Genomic DNA, 15075 nt, shown 5'->3' with positions numbered 1-15075 from the left:
ACCGCCCTCGGGTCAGCACTCCTCGAAGACGATGTACGCGATCGCCGTGAGCGTGGCCGCGGTGTTGATGCGCAGCTGGCAGTACTTCGAGGGGCTCACCACGTAGTCGCGGCCAAGGGGGAACTGCTTCTCGTACTGCGTCGTAGGGCCCACGAAGGCGCCCGCGAATTGCCGCTCCGTGGTGTTCGTGACGATGGCCGCCGCGCCGTAGCCAGTGGAACCGGTGCCCATGGTGAGGCTGCTCGCCTTCGCGTTGTCGCCCACAGGCACGACCGTGCTGGTGCTGTGCGCAGTGAGCGACGTCGTAGCAGCACTGGCCTGTGCGAGTGTGCACACCGCAGGAGTTCCGGCGGCGCTGCCGTTGAAGGAAACACCCCATTCGACTACGCGGATGCCGACGGTCGAGGTGGCGGCCAGTTGGATCGCGCACTTGGCACCGGCGGCGTAGCTGGTTCCCGTCATGACGCCAGTGGTCGCGTCGACAGCGCAGTTGTAGGCGATGTAGAGGCTCACGCAACACCGGCCACGCCGTAGACCAGCAGGTATGCACCGTCCCTGTTGGCGCCTGCGGGGATCGTGACGGTCGTCCCGGAGATGGAGGCGCCCACCGCTGCCGCGACGGTCGTCCCCATGATCACAGCGCGCTTGATGACCGTGAACTGCTGGATCACGTCCAGGGTGTCGGCGGCGGTGATGTCGCGCAGCGCGTACAGCGCGACACGGTCCGACTCCCCGTTCATCCACATCAGCGGATACCTGTTGGGATCAAGAGCGGCCATGACGTCCTCTCACCACATAGAGGCACGACGCACCGCCGTGCTGAAGATCCTGTTGTTCGGGCCCGTCTGCGGGGGCTCCGCGATCAGCGCCCCGGCGCAGAAGCACCAGGCGACACCGGCGAAGGTCGACGTGAAGACCGGGGCGGTACCGGTCCCCAGTTGTTCGGCGAACAGGATGCGCGGATTGGGCGTGGCCCCGGCCGTCATGCCGATCTCGCCGCGTTCCGTCCAGGAACCGCCAGGGCCCGCCACGTCATACGCCGTTCCGTTCCAGGTGGCCAGCGACGTCCCCACACAGTGAATGGCCAGGTCCGTGGACTGAACCCCCGTCAGGGCTGTACTCGTCTTCGAGATGCCGGTGCCGTTCCCCGCCAGCGTTGCTGACGTGCGGAACGGGTCACCTGTCGCGATCACTCCGGTGTACCGGAGCATGGCCATCGCGGCGTAGTTGCCGTACGTGCCGTCCGGCGTCACGGTGTAGCTGGCTGGCTCCGAGGACGCCCGGCGCCAGAACAGGCTCACGGTGTTGTCCTGATCCCCGCTGGGCAGGTCGTTGACCGTTGCCTTCTGAGTGAAGCCCGGAATCGCCGGGACGACCCCGGCGGACTCCGACACCTCGATACCGAAGATCAGCATGTCGCCGTTGGCCGTCCCCGCAGGCACGTTGACGGACACCGTGGCAGCGTTGTTCCCGCCCGCGTTGAGCGTCACCGTCGTGGCACTCTGAAAGCCGATCGGCATGGTCAGGCCGCGGGCATCGTGAACGTACCGCTGGTGATCTCCACACTGACGCCGACCGAGATCGTCGTTGTATTGAGCTGGAGCTGCCCGCCGCCGCCCGTCGCCGTGACGCTGCCGTCGAAGACCGTGCCCGGCGTGCTGCTCGCGCAGCGGAACCACGCGGCCGTCCCGGCCGCAACGCCGGTCGTCGACAGAGGCACCGCAGCCAGCGTGCAGACACCAGAAGACGCCGCGCCGAAGGCGGGATCGTCCAGCGTGAACGTGGCGAGCAGCGTTTGACCGGACACCGCCGTGTTCGCGTTCGCGGGCTGCGACGCCGTGTAGAGCTTGATGGTTCCGGCGCCCGCTCCCCCGTCGACCAGGTCGACAGCGGCGTCCGCCATCGCGTTCTGAGTTGCAGTAGCAAGCTGAACGGCCATCAGGTTCCCTTCACCATGCGCGGGACCCCGTGGCCGGCCGCGGTGTCGCGCCCTCGGGCGCACTGATCGTCTGAATGAGTGCAGGGCGTTTACGCAGGCCAGAGCCGTACCAGCGCTGCACGCCCTTCATGTAGTCCTCGGGGCGCTCGGCGGCGCAGCGCGCTTCAACGACGTCGCGCCCCGGATCGACCGTGACGACCTCCGCGCCGCATTTGCGGTAGCGGTCCATCGCGGCCTGCTTGGGCACCGAGTGGATGATGTAGACGTCGTGCGTCTCGACGTGCCGCAGCGCCTCGGTGATGGCACCCTCGCGGGCACGGAAAGCAACCGTCGCCAGGGGGCGCCTGTGGCCGTGCGGGGCGGCGCCGACCGCGGTCAGCGCGTTGGCGATGCGGTCGTAGTCGATGACGATGTCACCGCTCTTCGCTCGGTCGTTGACCCACGTGCTCTTGCCCGCGGCGGGCGGGCCGATCACGACGAAGAGGGCCATCAGCGCCTCCGTCGCAGCAACTTGTGACGCAGGCCACGCGCTTTGTGGGCGCACGGAGCAGAACAGAAGCGCCCGGCAGGGCAGCCTGTGACAAGTGCCCGGTCAACGGCAGGAGGCTCCGTGCGGCCCGTGATCACAGACGACGTCAAGCAGCTGGTGAAGCGCTGGGTGACCCAGGCCCGCGCCGATGCGAAGGCCAGAGGGGAGTATCCGCCCCCTCCGTACAGCAGGCTGCCCGACCACCAGCGCAGCTTGTTGTTCCGTGAAGCGCACTGGTGGCAGGCGCTGGCATCCGGCCAGTTGCTTGCCTCATGCGTCCCGCCGCACCCCTCACCGGACAACATCACGGCGATGCGAGAGCACCTGACGCGCTGCTTCGAGCACCTGCACACAAAGATGGGCGGCCATGCGGACTTGTTGCCCACGGGCACGCACGACCAGCTCAGCGCCATCCAGCAGCGCACGGCGGCGGCACTGGACGTAGTGGAGCAAGCAGGCGCCGCCTGGTCCCGCGAGGCTGACGCGGCGTGGCAGGAGCTGATGCGGTGGGCCGGCCGTCTGAACCCTGCCGGGCGGACGCGCCAGGCAGGCGACTGGGTGCCCGACGGGTGGCAGCACTACGGCACTACCGGTTCTTGACCCGGATCGTGATGCTGCGGTCGTCGATGCGGCCGGCGCTTGTGATGATCCGGTTGGTCACCTGATAGGGGGTGCCGGGTGTGCCACCGGAAAGCCAGGCCGTGGCACTGGTCACGCTGTGCGCGTCGCTGTCGAGCGTCAGGCCGGCCGATACGGTCATGGCCGACGTCGTGATCGTCTCTCCGGGTTCGAGCCAGTCCGACCAGTCCCATACCCAGTCGAGCGTGGCCTCCGGGTCCTTCTCCCAGGCAGAGGTGGCCATGATCACCTCCCAGTAGATCTACGTGACCCGACCCACGCGCTGAATCACGCAGCAGGGGTTCGGTGGATTAGGACTGAGTGCGAAGGGCCTGAATGGATCCTGAATGGATGATCACGCCTCTGGCCTGGGGTTATTCAACCCTGCGAAATGATCACTAGCGCAAGATCCGTCAGAGGGTTATTGCGGACATAAGGGCATTTGGGGTCACCGGGAGAATCCCTCACGGATGCACCCCACCCCCCTATGGCCTCGGAATATCGGGCCCGACGGCAAGCCTCTGACCTGCACTGATCCCTGTCGCTTGATCCGCCGTAACGATCAGTCGTAATGATCAGGGCAGTGAATGGATCCTGAATAATGATCTATGCAGGGTTCCATTCAGACCACAGCGGGAGATCATCACCACCGCTTGGAAGCGATCAACGGACGCTTGGCCGCGCCTGATCCTTTGCGCTGGTTACAGAGACGGTGCGAGGGCCTGAGCCACTGCACATCATCGGGGTCATCACCGCGCGCGAGCAGTACGGCGATCGAGGGATCGTGATCCGCTTGCCATGCCATCGGATCAAGGTAGTGCAGTGTCATGTCGATCGACTGACCACACAGGTGACAGATCGGCACTGACTCACGACGCAGCAGTGCGACTGCATCACGCCATCGGCTGCCACTACGGCCAGCACATCTGGTCACCGGCACGGCGCTCCTCCAAGTTCGGGGGCACACCGTGCCGGTGACAGCACAGCAGGCAGCACAAGCGAGATGAATCTAGCTGGACAAACGCAGGGTCTGGCCGGGATGGATCAGGTGCGGGTTGCTGCCGACGGTCTTGCGGTTGCCTGCGTACAGTGCGTGCCATCCGCCGCTGATGTTGTGCTGCGCGGCTATGCGTGACAGGTAGTCACCGCTCCTGACCTTGTACGCCTTGCCGTCCCACGTGGCAGGGAACCTGCCCGTGCGGGGTGCAGCCCTGTGCTGCTCGGCACCCTTGGCCTTGGCCGCTGCCCTCGGATTGGCGGGCTCGCCCTTGTTCATGGCGGGCCCCTTGGCCTTCGGCATGGCAGGGGCGGCCGTGTCCGCAGGCCCCCCTGCTGTCGAGCCAGCGGGCCGTACGACGGCGGTGAAGGCGCTGGCGTACCAGCCGCTGCGCCAGGACGCAGTGCGGATGGAGGTGCCGGGCTTCGACGCCTCGACGATCTTGCCGCCGCCAATGTACATAGCGACGTGAGCGCCGCCCCGGTAGATCACCAGATCGCCGGGCCGTACCTGTGACGGTGAGACCCGTTTCAGTCCGGCCAGCTGCGCCTGAGACGTACGCGGGATCGAGACGCCCGCAATTCGCCAAGCCGCCTGCACCAGGCCGGAACAGTCATACGCGTTGGGCCCGGTGGCGCCCCAGATGTACGGCTTGCCGCGCTGCGCCAGGGCGTACGCGACAGCCTTCGCCGCGGTGCCGCTGACGGCCGCCTTCGGCGCGGCGGGCGCCGCCTTGGGCGCGGCTGCCTTCGGCGCCGCAGGAGCAGGGCCGCCCCGGGTGAGGCCGGCCCGCTTACCGCACACGGGCCACGCTCCGGGGCCCTGCCCCTTGAGCACCTTCTCGGCTATCTGGATCTGCTGTGCCTTGGTCGCGAGATCGGCACGGGATGCGTACTTCGCCCCGCCGTAGCCGCGCCAGGTCGACGCGCTGAACTGAAGCCCGCCGTAGTACCCGTTGCCGGTGTTGATGTTCCAGCGGTTGCCGGACTCGCACGCAGCGACCTTGTCCCATACGCCGACCGGGGCGGCATCTGCCGTGCCTGCCCCGGTCATCGCCATGCCGGTTCCCACGAGAGCAGTGATGCCCGTCGTGGCCAGGGCGCGCTGGGTCTGGGCGCCGCCCTTGATCTTGCGGTGCTTGTTGTGGTCGTGCCCCATATGAGCTGATCTCCGATGGGAGTTGGGCCTGCCCCGCTCAGGCCACCCGCCAGGTGCGGGCATGAGGAAGCGGCCCGCGACGGGGCCGCTGTAACCGCGCATGGCGCGGGTCGTGACTGGCGCTGCCGTTCAGCGGCTTGCGCAGCAAAAAGGCCCGCTCGCGGCGGGCCTTAACGTCTGGCCAGGCTGCCTCGCGGCATACCTGGTACGGGTCAATAGTGCACGTGGAAACGCTACATGGCAATCACCCCCTTTCACGGGCGTTTCGGCGGCGGCTCCGTCAAGGGCTCTCCGGGCTTGCGCGGAGGCATTGCCTCCAGGTCCCACAGGCGGCGCCCGGCGGTGCCGTAGCGGACCAGACGGCCCTCTGCGGCCCACCGGAACAGCAGGCGGCGCGAGATGCCCCAGTGCAGGCAGGCAGCCTCGGTGTCGGCGAGGATCACGGGCGGATCTCGAAGATCTCAGCTACCGCGCCGTCGTAGTCGCGGACCTCGAAGCGACCAGTCGCTACGGCCACGTAGCCGCCATAGCGCGCAACAGCGTCATATCCCGCCCCGGGCGCCGCCTCAGGGAAGGACGCCCGGTCATACCACCAGCCGTTCAAGCGCGGCGGCACAGCGCCAGGCAGGTCTTCCGCAGGACGGATGACGATGTAATCCGGGTCACCCACAACCCCACTCCTCTCATCTGGTCACGCCCAGGATGATCCCGACCACGGCAGCGATCACCGTGACCCCTGCAATCAGGTAGGCCCAACCGGCGTTGAGGCCTGCGCCCTTGCCCTCGGAGCGGTTGAGACGGTCCGTCAGCTCCTGAATGCGCTCCGAGTTGCGCTCGATCGCAGCCACGGCCTCCAGGCGTGTCATGAACTGCGACGCCTGGTCGGAGAGCGTGCTGCGGAATTCGTTGACGCCTTCGAAGCGCCGCTCCATGGCGTTCTCTGCCTTGTTGACGGCCTTCTCGGACGCGGCCAGCGCCGCCTTCGTCGCCATGTCGAGATCGTTGAAGCGCTGGTCGTAGCGCTTGTCCCGCTCCTCGAAGATCGCCCCGACATGGGCCCGCAGCACCTCGACAGTCCACCCGTCATCGCTCACGGGCGCCACGACTCCTTGTAATCCGGGTGGTCGTCATCCGACAGGGCGAGCGCTCGGACTACTTCGAGAAGCTCCTGCACGAGGTACTTCGTGAGGATCCCGCCCATGTGATTCGCAAGCAGCGCGGCCTGATCCTCGTACCGCGCGATGATCTGGCGCTTCGCCTCGATCTCCTTGAGGACGCGGGCCGGATCATGGCGGGCGATGTGATCTCCGCGCCAAGAACGCGTACACGCGACGACGCGCTCGATCGAGTGATCGACGTCCACCCGGCGGGTGCCGGTCCGCTCGTTCTCCTCGAAGGCGGTCCAAGTCTCCGGTGCCACGATCACCGCCACGTCCTCATCGAGCCGCGCCCGCAGGAATGCAATCAGGTCGGCGGTCACGGGCGCCACTCCTCGCGGTAGTCGGGATGGCCGTCGTACGCCACGGCAAGCAGGCGCAGCGCCTCGATCTCGTCGGGGTTCGTCTCCGGGCACCGGCCCTCTTCGATCTCCTTGGCGCCGTGAAGGCAGCCCCACTCGCCGTCGATCTTCGCCTCGTATGCCAAGATCATGTCAACGAGCCGCCGCCTGGCCGCAGCATCGGCCAGCACGCGCGCAGGGCCGTGCCGCACAACGTGCCGCGCCACGGGATTCCCTTCGTCCACGGCGTCGCGGTCCCAGCCTGCAACCGCAGCATCTGCCGCAATCTCCTGGTCCTCCATCAACCGCGCCCGCAGGAACACAGGCAGGTCGGCGGTCACTGCGCCCCGTCCTTCACTGCCCGCCCACCGTCCACGGTGATCTCCATGCTCCGGAGCTGCCCGCCGAAGGTGATCCGCACCTTCGGCGAATCCGCACCCGAGGCCCCGGCCGCGCGGGCCTGGCGGCAGAAGGCCTCGATCTCGTCCAGGGTCATGACCTTGCCTGCCGCCGCGTGCTTGATCGTCTGTGTCATCGGTCCTCCAGGTAGTCGATGGCCTCCGCGACCGCCACAGCGGCGATCCGGGCGATGTTGTCGACAGAGTTCATATAGCCATCCCCCACCGAGCGCAGCGTCGACGGTTCGCCAGTGGGGCTGACCCGTGACCACGCTTCAAGGACCGCCTGCACGAGACCCTCGTGAACACCCGTGCCGCCCGCGTTGTACTTGTACTCATCACGCATGGCGTATCGCCCTCTGCCATATGTATCGGCTCCATCACGCACCCTCACCTTCCAGCAGCTTGATCCAGTCCCATCGCATGTACTTCGTACCGCACGGCGCCGTTTCCGGTGTCCCGATGCAGCGCACGTCTGTTGACGCATCACCGGCAACGATCAGGGCGCCGTTGCAGTTGCCGCACAGGACATCGGCCAGCATCGCCATCGGCGAGTCGTAGCCGAGGATGATCCGCGCCGTGCGGACGCGCTTGCGCAAGTCCTCCTTGATCCCGTAGACGAGATCGTCGTGCCCGGCTTCGCCCGCCATCGCGCACCAGTCAGGCAACGCCCGCAGCGCACTGAGCACGGTGACGCCTTTCCGCTCGCCATGGTCGGGATAGAGCACCGCGCGAAGGGTGTCGTAATGATTATGGGCATCGGTCCTAATGGTCAGCAGCAGCGCCAGCGCCTCACCATTCCCAGGCGGATTGGAGTGCGGCTTGTCAATGGCCCCTATGCCGTCACCGCCCGCTTTCGATACCGGCTCGGTGACGGCTTCCTGCAACTGGACGATCAGGCTGGGCAATTGCAGGGTCCGGGCTCGCGCCTCGACATCAGCAGGGCATTTGCATTCATGGTGTCTGCGCCTGCCGGGCGGCATAGCCGATCTCCATACCTGGCACAGCGTCACATGCTGTGTGATCGGCACCCGGTACTCGATCCGCTCCTCCCAGCCGCTGACGAGCTGGCGAACGAGATCGGCGATGAACTCGGGATCACTCGCCATCAGTACCGCCCGCGTAGTCGTGCGGCCTGCTGGCGCCGTGCTGGCAGTCGCAGCCTGGGCAGGCCGCATGGCCCTGCTCGGGGAACTCCCGTGCGGCGACGGGGTAGTCGGCCGCCCATGCGCAGTGCTTGCAGATCATGAGCGCCTGCCAATACCGAGCCGCGCCAGCCGGGTGATGCGGCGGGCCTCTGCCTCGAACGCCCTGGGGTCGTGGAACGGGCACTGAGTGACCGTCACCCTCACCTGTGACGGATGCCGTGAGGAGTGCAGGAGTTCGATCAGTTTCCAGACGTCCAGCATTGTTCCTCTTCCTGATCATGACGGAGCGGCCCCGGGAGGCCGCTGAAGGGTTCAGGACCGCCCGGGGGCCGGCGTGCGGCCTACGAGGCGTCAGAAGCGCGCACGGGGCACACGTCGTGAACGGCCCAGTGGAAGCTGTCGTGATCGATGGCCATGTACGGCTCGCCGTCCTCGATCAGGCGGCGGCAGGTCCGGCAGCGGTGCGGCCAGCTCCTGGAACGGGGCCGGGCCGCAGGCGTCGCGGAGACACAGGGCGCATCCGGGTGCCCGACAGCGCTCCCGCGGGCTCGGGGAGGGGCCACGCCCACCTCCGTGACGGCCGTGGCGTCCTGGCCGTGGGCGCCGCACGCATGTGACGCCACGATGTCGCACGGCGTCGCCGACACGGCGGCGGTCCGCAGTCGCAGCCTCCAGGGCCGCCCGGCCTGGGTGATGACGTCGTACGTCCAGCGGGCGGCGATCAGCGCGGCCCGGTAGCTCTCTGCGTCCAGCGGGATGGGGTCTGCCGCCGTGGCCAGTCCTGAGACCTGAGCGGCCAGCACGACGCTTCCGCATCGGTTGCAAGTCGCGATCTTGATTTCTGTGTCCATAAGACTCTGCGTAGCCGTAGCAAGATCCTTCCTCTTTTGATCTTCGCAACGTGTCCGGAACCGGTCCGTGGTCCCCGTCCTTAAAGGACGGACGGGGGAGGACCACTAAAGACCAGTCCTGACCTGGGCAAACGTCCTGAGTGGTCCGGGACCACTAAAAGAGCGGTCCTGAGTGGTCCGGGACCGGTCCGAGGACCACTCGAAAAATGTGCAGATAAGGGCTCTGACCTGGTCGTATTTAAAATTCCGACTCTCATTGGCCGGTAAGGTGGTCCTGGACGAACACGGACCGGTCCTCTGTACAGTGGTCCTCGATCTTGGTCGCCTCGTACGGGACCGGTCCCGGATCATGCGCGGTCCGCGCGCCCGCCTTCGACACCGTCAGGTGTCCCTGCGATGTCAGCCACTCGATCGTCCACAGAATCCGGTCCGTAGCGCCCGTGACGCCCTGCCGGATCGCCCGCGCGCTGCACCCCGGGTTGCCCGCCACGAAGCCCGTGACGGCCTCGCACAGCTTCTGCGGGGGTGCGTCCTCGAAGCCCCGCGCCTCCGCGTCGTCGTGCGGCCAGGCGGGCCACACGTTCGCGGTCGGCACCGCCTTGCCCTCGAAGTCGATGACCATGTCCGCGAACCACTGGGGGCGGGCTCCGGGGACCGCGTGGGCGCGTACCCATGCCCCGCGGTCCTTCTCGACCCGCAGACGGCTCTTGCCCTTCATGTTCTTGCCGATGGGCTTAATCAGCTCCAGCAGGTAGCTGACCCCGGTCAGCGCAGACCGCTTGTGCTGGGAGCCGATCGCCCGCTTCTCACCGTGCGGTACATGATCGAGGACCACCACGGACCAGTCCGCCGCGGCGAATGGTTTCGTCACCTTCGCGTGCCAGGCCGCAACGTCGTTCTCCAGCCGGCCGTCCAGCCCCTCGTGCGACATGGCCTCGGTCATGCCGTCGAAGACGGCAAGGCTGCCCCGGACGCCGATCAGCTCTTGCAGGCCCTGTTCATCCGCGGCCGTGAGCGGGCCGGTGGGGTTGCGGTAGTGGAAGAAGGCCATTACGTCCTCGCGCCTGGCACCGAGCAGCTTCAGGCGCCGCACGATCGAGGTCGCGTCGTCCTCGAAGTCGATGTAGGCGACGTGGTGGCGAGAGGTGATCTCCTGGACGGCGACAAGGCAGGACAGCCAGCTCTTGCCCGCCTCCGACTCGGCGTGGACTCCGTTCAGCTTGCCCCGGTAGAACAGCCCGACGGGCATGTCCCCGGAGAGGTAGCCGACTTCCGTACGGGTTTCGTCTTCAGCGGCGTCCCATGCCGCTGCGATATCAATGGGTGCCCAGGCGCGGGGCATCGCTTCGCGCTGCCGCGCCGCATCGATTTCCGCGCCTTCGCGTCTCTGCTGGAGTACGTCAGCCCATTCGGCGGCTCCTTTCCTTTTGCGTTGCTCTTCGTCCTGCCGGATTTCCTCACGCCGCCGCTGGACGACTCCGAGGAAATCCGGCAGGAGCGGCGGGGGTATATGCGGTTCGACAAGGCGGACCTGGTCGTCAAGGGCGAGCGTGGCCGCGTAGTCGGCAAGCGTGTAGAGGATCAAAGGGAAGGCGGGCGCGTGGCCGTTCTGATCCGCTGTCTCCGTCACGGCCACGCGCCTTTCCTGTTGTTGCTGTCACCGGGTGCTGCATTCAATGACGGGTGATCTCATGCCGCTTCTTCCAGTAGAGGACGTACGTCGTCAGCGGTGATGATCCGGGCCTTCCACAGGACGCTCACGGCGTGCGGCTCGCTGAACGCGTACAGGTCGTCCAGCATGCGCTCATACGCGGCGCCGTGGCTCCGGGGCCCGCGCTCGCCCCTCAGCAGGCGCAGCAGAGAACGCGTGTGATTGCGCGTCGTGTTGTTGCGCGGCGGCAGCGGCTGCCCCCTCACCGGGCTGATGTCTCCCGCGGCCAGGGCCGCCGCGACGGCCGCCGCGGTGCTGGCAACGCCGTAGCGGCGGCGCAGCCGCACCAGGCAGCCCTGGACGGCGTCGCACGTGAGGGCCAGCTGCTCAGCTGCTTCGCTGACCGTCTCACCGTCGGCGACGGCCTGGAGGATGCCCAGACCGCCGCTGCGCGGTGGCCGCCGCCGGGCCGGCGCAAGTTCAGGCGCCGCTTTCCGCTCACGCCGCCTGTGCTCCTGGCTCCTGCGGCGGCTGCACGGCAGGCAGTAGCGCGTCGTGTGGCCGCACTTGCGCCTGTAGAGGCCGACGTTGACGGGGTCGGTGAGGTCGTGCAGGCCTGCCCCGCACACCTCGCGCCTAGCCGGGGGCACGGCCCTGAGCCTGACGCGGTATGGCGCTCCAGGGTGCGGTTTCGCCGGGGGCTGCCGTGAACGAGCCGGGGCAGCGGCTGCGTGCGCCGCTCTGGGAGAAGATGCTCATGTCGTGTCCGGCAAGGCACGGCCCCCGCCGGGAGACGATGACGTCGGGCTGTGCGCCGCAGCGCGGGCAGCGGGTCATTCTTCCCTCCCGGGCTGCGTGCGGAGCCGGGTGTCCGTCCAGGAGAGCCCGCAGTAACACAGATGCGCGCCGTCGCAGTTCCAGCGGCTGCACAGGCACACCCCGCCGCCCCTGGCGGGGCATGGGGTGCCGCTGAGCGCCTGTAGGGGCACGGCCTGCGCGAAGGCGCCGCGTACCGCTTCGTCGAACTGCTGGTCGCTGAGGCCGTGGCTGCGGACCGCCTTTTTGTCCGGCGTGATCCATGCCCAGTCGCTGCCGTCCTTGAGTGCGACGGGCTGCTTCCCGCTCTCCCGGCATATCACTACGCCGTACCCCTGGTCGTCCGTCACGAAGTGGTGCTCCTGCAAAACGAGATCCCCCTGGCCGTCGTGCACCAGGGGGATCTCCTTGCGGCAGCGCGGGCATGCGCCTTCGGCTGGATCTTTACTTCGCTTCGGTGTCATCGCTCACCTCCTGTGAGTCCCGGCTTCCTTGGTCCATGTGTGGTCGCCGCGTCCCCGGCACGCCCGCGTGCAGCGTCCGAGACTGCACGAGAGCCGCCGAAGGGGCTGCTCGATCCAGCGGTCCGACCAGACGAGTACGGGCGCGTACCAGCGGCAGCGCCACACCCGTGCGCTGGTTTCCGGGCAGTCGGGCCACGAGTGATGGGTGAAGCCGTGAGAGCAGACCCAGTACCAGCGGACCTGCCACAGCTTCCACGGTGCGTCCCGGTAGTCGCGGAGGCTCCTCACCGGTCGTTCACCTCCGGGTCAACGTCCAGGGCGGCCCATTCCAGGATCTCCTTGACTGCACTGGGCTTCAGTTCCGCCGGGCCCACGACCGCCTTGAGCTTCCGGATCTTCGCGGCGTCCTTGCGTCGCTGCTCCGTCTGGATTTCGGCCAACCCCTTGTTGCACGTGGCCAGCCATTCAGGCGAGCTGTCCGCACAGACGATCTCTGCCCAGGCGCTCATCGCTTCCCCTCGCTTCGCAGCTTCGCCCGCCCCGCGAAAATCTGGCTGACCTCTCGCCGGGACCAGGTCGCACGGGCGACGAAGTACTCCGGACCTCCGAAGGTCTTCAACCCGCGCGGCTCCCAGTCGCCCTTGCAGCGCGGGCAGGAGGCCCGCAGGCTGGCGCCGTTGGGGCAGCCCATGCCCGGACTGGTCGGGTGGCACGGGTAGTCGTAGCACTCGCACTCATAGGCGTTGCGCCGGTAGCCGACCCAGCGGCATGCGGGGTTGAGGCAGTCGACGCGGTAGCGGTCAGTCATCGCTCACCTCCGGGTCGATCAGGTCGGCCGCGGCGAGGCAGTCGCCCATGTGGTCGTCGGTGTAGTCGCGCAGCCGCCTGGAGTTGCGGATCTTCTCGGCCAGCTCGTGGGCGTAGGTGTCGAGCAGTTCCTGGAGGCGGCGGCGCCCTGCCTCGCTGAGGCGTGACTCGAACATGGCCGCGATGTCCTGACGGGCGCTCACCCCAGCACCTCCACGTACCGGTCCGTGTCGGCCCCGCCGTTGCCCGGGATGCAGATCTGGACGGTGCTGCATCCGACACTCAGGTACCAGCCGCGCGCGGTGAGTTTCTGTGCGAGCTGCCGCCAGATCTCGCGGGCTTCGGCCTCTTCGTCGTCCGGGCGTGCGTCAGTCATCGAGCACCACCACGGCCGCTACTCCGACCCAGCACAGCACCATGACGACGGCCCCGACGATCGCGGCCAGCTGGCCGTCGGCGGTGGCCGCAAAGGTGAGGCCCCCGGAGAGTCCTCCGAGGGCCAGTCCTGCCACGAACGTGATCATGTCTCCTCCTCAGCAGCAGATGTCGACGGTGGCGTCCGGGAAGGCGATGCACGCGTCACGGAGATCGCGCAGGTACATCAGCGCTCCCGAGTAGTCGCCCCACCCGTTGGGCGGGTTCATGGCCTCGTACGTCTGGGGGTTCGCGGTCATGTCGGCCGCAGCCCGCTTCAGGTCCGCGACGCAGTCCCCCGCGCGCTTGTCCGCGAGGTCACGCAGCGGGTAGCCGAGCGCCTTCTCCCACATGGGCGTGACGTTGGAGGTGTAGTTACCGGGCCCGCCGGGCCAGAAGCGCTTCGGCTCCGGGCCGCCCGTATCGACGTCGATGTACAGCGCGATGTCGTAGCTCATTGATCTCCTTCTCCGATCTGGTCCAGAAGCCCCGCATCGTCCAGCGCCGCGAGCGCGACCCTCGCCGTGGACGCCACGTATGGCGCCTGCTTGACGTATGACCAGCGCTCCGCAGCCACCCATTTGGCCACCTCCACGAGGTCCCACAGCGCGTCCCTGGGGACCGGGACGGTGGCGCCGGGCGGCACGGCGTCCAGGTCGTGGATAGGCGTGCCGCATTCGGGGCAGTCCTCGGGGCACAGCGCGTTGTCGCAGTACCGGCAGGGGCGCCGCCCCTGGTGCACGTACACGCAGTCGCTCTTGTGGGTGCACGAGTGCCCGCCGGGCACCTTGCGGTACGGCTCGCCGCCCTCGGGACAGTGCGGGGGCGCCACGTCGCGCGTCAGTCCCAGCCCCGCCGCCTCGTCCGCCGTGACGACCCGCCGTTCGAGCTGGTAGGGCGAGGCGTCCGCCGGTGCGGCGGGGTGGCGCAAGCACCACCAGACGTCGCGCCAGAACGCGGTGACCGCTTTCATGGGCGCTCCCGACGGTCGATGCACTCGATCCACGCGGCAGCCACGGCCGCGACCTGGACCAGCTCCGCGCGGATCCTGGCGGGGTCGGATTCAGCGAGGGCCTCGTAGACCTCTTCGAGAAGGATCCCCGTCCAGTCGAGCCGCCGGTCCGCGTCTCGCGCGTCGAGCGTGCCGCTGTTGATGGTGCGGTAGTTGACGGCCCACTCGTCGAACATCTCGCGGGCCTCGCACTGCGTGGTCGTGTCGCCCGCCATGTCGGGATGGTTCTGCTCGCCGAACTGGGCGTCCTGCCGGGCGCGCTCGGCCTTGATCTCATCGAGGATGCTCATCCCCGCCCCCCTCGATCTCCGTCGCCACGTCTTCGGGGGTGATGTTCAGGTACCGCCTCGCCGTGTCGTCTAGCATCTCTGCCGCCTGGTCTGCCGGGACTACGGCGCCTGCGGTGTCGCAGCGCACGCACTCAACGGTGTAGTTGCCGAGGTTGCGGAACTTGTGCTGTCCCTTGCGGTGTCCGGAGCAACCGTCAATGAAGATCGGAATGTCCAGGCGCTCAAGCATCGGACCCTCCTTCGATCTTCACCGCGACGTCTTCGAGCACCGCGTTCAGGTACCGCTCCGCTTCGTCGATCGGCTCGCGCACCTTGGCGTCGCGGACGGTGGCGGCGTCGGCCTTCTGGATCTCGGTGTGCCGGGCGGCCAGCCATGCGACGTAATTCCCGAGGATCGATCCCTCGTCTCCGTCGCCGTCCCAGTCGTTCGGGTCGGCCATGGTTGTCACGATGCTGTCGCGCAGGCTGCGGTACATGAGCGCGGC

The 15075-nt window shown here is 67.7% G+C and carries 30 protein-coding genes; 2 read left to right on the top strand and 28 right to left on the bottom strand.

From position 1 onward, the window contains the following. Positions 1-12 precede the first annotated feature (12 nt). The 5 genes from IG54_RS0103995 to IG54_RS0103975 form a co-directional block, all read right to left on the bottom strand. Complete coding sequence (locus IG54_RS0103995; protein ID WP_158708807.1) at positions 13-462, bottom strand: hypothetical protein; 450 nt, start codon at positions 460-462, stop codon at positions 13-15. A gap of 47 nt (positions 463-509) precedes the next feature. Beyond that, complete coding sequence (locus tag IG54_RS0103990; protein ID WP_158708806.1) at positions 510-779, bottom strand: hypothetical protein; 270 nt, start codon at positions 777-779, stop codon at positions 510-512. Positions 780-788: 9 nt separating this feature from the next. After that, positions 789-1454: a hypothetical protein gene (locus IG54_RS0103985; protein WP_234335953.1), complete on the bottom strand. Its 666-nt coding sequence runs from the start codon at positions 1452-1454 to the stop codon at positions 789-791. 68 nt (positions 1455-1522) lie between these two features. Continuing rightward, on the bottom strand, positions 1523-1939 hold the full coding sequence (locus tag IG54_RS39080) for a hypothetical protein (protein ID WP_030777333.1): 417 nt from the start codon (positions 1937-1939) through the stop codon (positions 1523-1525). Between the two features lie 10 nt (positions 1940-1949). Continuing rightward, a complete protein-coding gene (locus IG54_RS0103975; protein WP_063756186.1) occupies positions 1950-2429 on the bottom strand; it encodes a hypothetical protein in 480 nt (159 codons plus the stop codon). A 129-nt stretch (positions 2430-2558) separates the two neighbouring features. Between IG54_RS0103975 and IG54_RS0103970 the strand changes: the two genes are divergently transcribed. Beyond that, positions 2559-3068 carry a hypothetical protein gene (locus IG54_RS0103970; protein WP_158708804.1) on the top strand — a complete coding sequence of 170 codons (510 nt, stop codon included), beginning with the start codon at positions 2559-2561 and terminating at the stop codon, positions 3066-3068. On the opposite strand, the gene IG54_RS0103965 is transcribed toward IG54_RS0103970, so the two are convergent. From IG54_RS0103965 to IG54_RS0103900, 11 genes are all read right to left on the bottom strand, one after another. Continuing rightward, complete coding sequence (locus tag IG54_RS0103965; protein WP_030777328.1) at positions 3055-3330, bottom strand: hypothetical protein; 276 nt, start codon at positions 3328-3330, stop codon at positions 3055-3057. The two genes, IG54_RS0103970 and IG54_RS0103965, sit on opposite strands and share 14 nt — an antisense overlap. Before the next feature lie 765 nt (positions 3331-4095). Continuing rightward, positions 4096-5241: a transglycosylase family protein gene (locus IG54_RS43540; RefSeq protein ID WP_051819249.1), complete on the bottom strand. Its 1146-nt coding sequence runs from the start codon at positions 5239-5241 to the stop codon at positions 4096-4098. A gap of 439 nt (positions 5242-5680) precedes the next feature. Beyond that, complete coding sequence (locus IG54_RS0103945; RefSeq protein WP_030777318.1) at positions 5681-5911, bottom strand: hypothetical protein; 231 nt, start codon at positions 5909-5911, stop codon at positions 5681-5683. Between the two features lie 13 nt (positions 5912-5924). Beyond that, positions 5925-6335 carry a hypothetical protein gene (locus IG54_RS0103940; protein WP_158708803.1) on the bottom strand — a complete coding sequence of 137 codons (411 nt, stop codon included), beginning with the start codon at positions 6333-6335 and terminating at the stop codon, positions 5925-5927. Next, entirely contained in the window at positions 6332-6721 is a 390-nt protein-coding gene (locus IG54_RS39075; RefSeq protein WP_051819248.1) for a DUF6221 family protein, read from the bottom strand. Before IG54_RS39075 ends, IG54_RS0103940 begins: the two co-directional genes overlap by 4 nt. Then, a complete protein-coding gene (locus IG54_RS0103930; protein WP_030777311.1) occupies positions 6718-7080 on the bottom strand; it encodes a DUF6221 family protein in 363 nt (120 codons plus the stop codon). Before IG54_RS0103930 ends, IG54_RS39075 begins: the two co-directional genes overlap by 4 nt. Then, positions 7077-7274 (bottom strand): hypothetical protein, encoded by a 198-nt coding sequence (locus IG54_RS0103925; RefSeq protein WP_030777309.1) that lies wholly within the window; start codon positions 7272-7274, stop codon positions 7077-7079. Before IG54_RS0103925 ends, IG54_RS0103930 begins: the two co-directional genes overlap by 4 nt. Next, positions 7271-7483, bottom strand: a complete 213-nt coding sequence (locus tag IG54_RS0103920; protein WP_030777307.1) for a hypothetical protein — start codon at positions 7481-7483, stop codon at positions 7271-7273. The genes IG54_RS0103925 and IG54_RS0103920 overlap by 4 nt, the downstream gene beginning before the upstream one ends. 34 nt (positions 7484-7517) lie before the next feature. Further along, positions 7518-8246: a hypothetical protein gene (locus tag IG54_RS0103915; RefSeq protein WP_030777305.1), complete on the bottom strand. Its 729-nt coding sequence runs from the start codon at positions 8244-8246 to the stop codon at positions 7518-7520. Positions 8247-8626: 380 nt separating this feature from the next. Continuing rightward, positions 8627-9088: a hypothetical protein gene (locus tag IG54_RS0103905; RefSeq protein ID WP_030777302.1), complete on the bottom strand. Its 462-nt coding sequence runs from the start codon at positions 9086-9088 to the stop codon at positions 8627-8629. A 301-nt stretch (positions 9089-9389) separates the two neighbouring features. After that, positions 9390-10385: an AAA family ATPase gene (locus tag IG54_RS0103900; RefSeq protein ID WP_158708802.1), complete on the bottom strand. Its 996-nt coding sequence runs from the start codon at positions 10383-10385 to the stop codon at positions 9390-9392. Between IG54_RS0103900 and IG54_RS41865 the strand changes: the two genes are divergently transcribed. Continuing rightward, positions 10341-10823, top strand: a complete 483-nt coding sequence (locus IG54_RS41865) for a hypothetical protein (protein WP_158708801.1) — start codon at positions 10341-10343, stop codon at positions 10821-10823. The two genes, IG54_RS0103900 and IG54_RS41865, sit on opposite strands and share 45 nt — an antisense overlap. Positions 10824-10825: 2 nt before the next feature. Here the strand turns inward: IG54_RS41865 and IG54_RS0103895 are convergent, their stop codons facing one another. The 12 genes from IG54_RS0103895 to IG54_RS0103840 form a co-directional block, all read right to left on the bottom strand. Beyond that, positions 10826-11437, bottom strand: coding sequence for a hypothetical protein (locus IG54_RS0103895; RefSeq protein WP_158708800.1), 612 nt, complete (start codon positions 11435-11437; stop codon positions 10826-10828). 183 nt (positions 11438-11620) lie between these two features. Further along, complete coding sequence (locus tag IG54_RS0103890) at positions 11621-12067, bottom strand: hypothetical protein (RefSeq protein WP_158708799.1); 447 nt, start codon at positions 12065-12067, stop codon at positions 11621-11623. A 284-nt stretch (positions 12068-12351) separates the two neighbouring features. Further along, a complete protein-coding gene (locus tag IG54_RS0103885; RefSeq protein ID WP_030777287.1) occupies positions 12352-12576 on the bottom strand; it encodes a hypothetical protein in 225 nt (74 codons plus the stop codon). Beyond that, the gene (locus tag IG54_RS0103880; RefSeq protein ID WP_030777282.1) at positions 12573-12875 is read right to left on the bottom strand and encodes a hypothetical protein; all 303 of its coding nucleotides are present in this window, start codon (positions 12873-12875) and stop codon (positions 12573-12575) included. The genes IG54_RS0103885 and IG54_RS0103880 overlap by 4 nt, the downstream gene beginning before the upstream one ends. Next, positions 12868-13077, bottom strand: coding sequence for a hypothetical protein (locus IG54_RS0103875; protein ID WP_030777280.1), 210 nt, complete (start codon positions 13075-13077; stop codon positions 12868-12870). The genes IG54_RS0103880 and IG54_RS0103875 overlap by 8 nt, the downstream gene beginning before the upstream one ends. After that, entirely contained in the window at positions 13074-13250 is a 177-nt protein-coding gene (locus IG54_RS41860; RefSeq protein ID WP_158708798.1) for a hypothetical protein, read from the bottom strand. Before IG54_RS41860 ends, IG54_RS0103875 begins: the two co-directional genes overlap by 4 nt. Beyond that, positions 13243-13398, bottom strand: coding sequence for a hypothetical protein (locus IG54_RS41855; RefSeq protein WP_158708797.1), 156 nt, complete (start codon positions 13396-13398; stop codon positions 13243-13245). Before IG54_RS41855 ends, IG54_RS41860 begins: the two co-directional genes overlap by 8 nt. 9 nt (positions 13399-13407) lie before the next feature. Further along, the gene (locus IG54_RS0103860) at positions 13408-13746 is read right to left on the bottom strand and encodes a hypothetical protein (RefSeq protein ID WP_030777278.1); all 339 of its coding nucleotides are present in this window, start codon (positions 13744-13746) and stop codon (positions 13408-13410) included. Further along, complete coding sequence (locus IG54_RS0103855; protein ID WP_030777277.1) at positions 13743-14261, bottom strand: hypothetical protein; 519 nt, start codon at positions 14259-14261, stop codon at positions 13743-13745. Before IG54_RS0103855 ends, IG54_RS0103860 begins: the two co-directional genes overlap by 4 nt. Next, positions 14258-14590, bottom strand: a complete 333-nt coding sequence (locus tag IG54_RS0103850) for a hypothetical protein (RefSeq protein ID WP_051819247.1) — start codon at positions 14588-14590, stop codon at positions 14258-14260. The genes IG54_RS0103855 and IG54_RS0103850 overlap by 4 nt, the downstream gene beginning before the upstream one ends. Beyond that, a complete protein-coding gene (locus IG54_RS0103845) occupies positions 14574-14819 on the bottom strand; it encodes a hypothetical protein (protein WP_030777273.1) in 246 nt (81 codons plus the stop codon). The genes IG54_RS0103850 and IG54_RS0103845 overlap by 17 nt, the downstream gene beginning before the upstream one ends. Continuing rightward, positions 14812-15066 carry a hypothetical protein gene (locus tag IG54_RS0103840; protein ID WP_030777272.1) on the bottom strand — a complete coding sequence of 85 codons (255 nt, stop codon included), beginning with the start codon at positions 15064-15066 and terminating at the stop codon, positions 14812-14814. The genes IG54_RS0103845 and IG54_RS0103840 overlap by 8 nt, the downstream gene beginning before the upstream one ends. Between the last annotated feature and the right edge of the window lie 9 nt (positions 15067-15075).

The organism is Streptomyces sp. NRRL S-920 (assembly GCF_000717945.1).
In the GTDB taxonomy this organism is placed as follows: Bacteria; Actinomycetota; Actinomycetes; order Streptomycetales; family Streptomycetaceae; genus Streptomyces; species Streptomyces alboniger.
Note: the sequence above shows the minus strand (reverse complement) of the source record. Positions and strands in the feature narration are given on the sequence as shown.

Coding starts and splice junctions, on each gene's coding strand:
- IG54_RS0103995 (WP_158708807.1), bottom strand. CDS start 462: ATGACGGGAACCAGCTACGCCGCCGGTGCCAAGTGCGCGATCCAACTG.
- IG54_RS0103990 (WP_158708806.1), bottom strand. CDS start 779: ATGGCCGCTCTTGATCCCAACAGGTATCCGCTGATGTGGATGAACGGG.
- IG54_RS39080 (WP_030777333.1), bottom strand. CDS start 1,939: ATGGCCGTTCAGCTTGCTACTGCAACTCAGAACGCGATGGCGGACGCC.
- IG54_RS0103975 (WP_063756186.1), bottom strand. CDS start 2,429: ATGGCCCTCTTCGTCGTGATCGGCCCGCCCGCCGCGGGCAAGAGCACG.
- IG54_RS0103965 (WP_030777328.1), bottom strand. CDS start 3,330: ATGGCCACCTCTGCCTGGGAGAAGGACCCGGAGGCCACGCTCGACTGG.
- IG54_RS43540 (WP_051819249.1), bottom strand. CDS start 5,241: ATGGGGCACGACCACAACAAGCACCGCAAGATCAAGGGCGGCGCCCAG.
- IG54_RS0103925 (WP_030777309.1), bottom strand. CDS start 7,274: ATGACACAGACGATCAAGCACGCGGCGGCAGGCAAGGTCATGACCCTG.
- IG54_RS0103920 (WP_030777307.1), bottom strand. CDS start 7,483: ATGCGTGATGAGTACAAGTACAACGCGGGCGGCACGGGTGTTCACGAG.
- IG54_RS0103915 (WP_030777305.1), bottom strand. CDS start 8,246: ATGGCGAGTGATCCCGAGTTCATCGCCGATCTCGTTCGCCAGCTCGTC.
- IG54_RS0103900 (WP_158708802.1), bottom strand. CDS start 10,385: ATGCCCGTCGGGCTGTTCTACCGGGGCAAGCTGAACGGAGTCCACGCC.
- IG54_RS0103890 (WP_158708799.1), bottom strand. CDS start 12,067: ATGACACCGAAGCGAAGTAAAGATCCAGCCGAAGGCGCATGCCCGCGC.
- IG54_RS0103885 (WP_030777287.1), bottom strand. CDS start 12,576: ATGAGCGCCTGGGCAGAGATCGTCTGTGCGGACAGCTCGCCTGAATGG.
- IG54_RS0103880 (WP_030777282.1), bottom strand. CDS start 12,875: ATGACTGACCGCTACCGCGTCGACTGCCTCAACCCCGCATGCCGCTGG.
- IG54_RS41860 (WP_158708798.1), bottom strand. CDS start 13,250: ATGACTGACGCACGCCCGGACGACGAAGAGGCCGAAGCCCGCGAGATC.
- IG54_RS41855 (WP_158708797.1), bottom strand. CDS start 13,398: ATGATCACGTTCGTGGCAGGACTGGCCCTCGGAGGACTCTCCGGGGGC.
- IG54_RS0103860 (WP_030777278.1), bottom strand. CDS start 13,746: ATGAGCTACGACATCGCGCTGTACATCGACGTCGATACGGGCGGCCCG.
- IG54_RS0103855 (WP_030777277.1), bottom strand. CDS start 14,261: ATGAAAGCGGTCACCGCGTTCTGGCGCGACGTCTGGTGGTGCTTGCGC.
- IG54_RS0103850 (WP_051819247.1), bottom strand. CDS start 14,590: ATGAGCATCCTCGATGAGATCAAGGCCGAGCGCGCCCGGCAGGACGCC.
- IG54_RS0103845 (WP_030777273.1), bottom strand. CDS start 14,819: ATGCTTGAGCGCCTGGACATTCCGATCTTCATTGACGGTTGCTCCGGA.
- IG54_RS0103840 (WP_030777272.1), bottom strand. CDS start 15,066: ATGTACCGCAGCCTGCGCGACAGCATCGTGACAACCATGGCCGACCCG.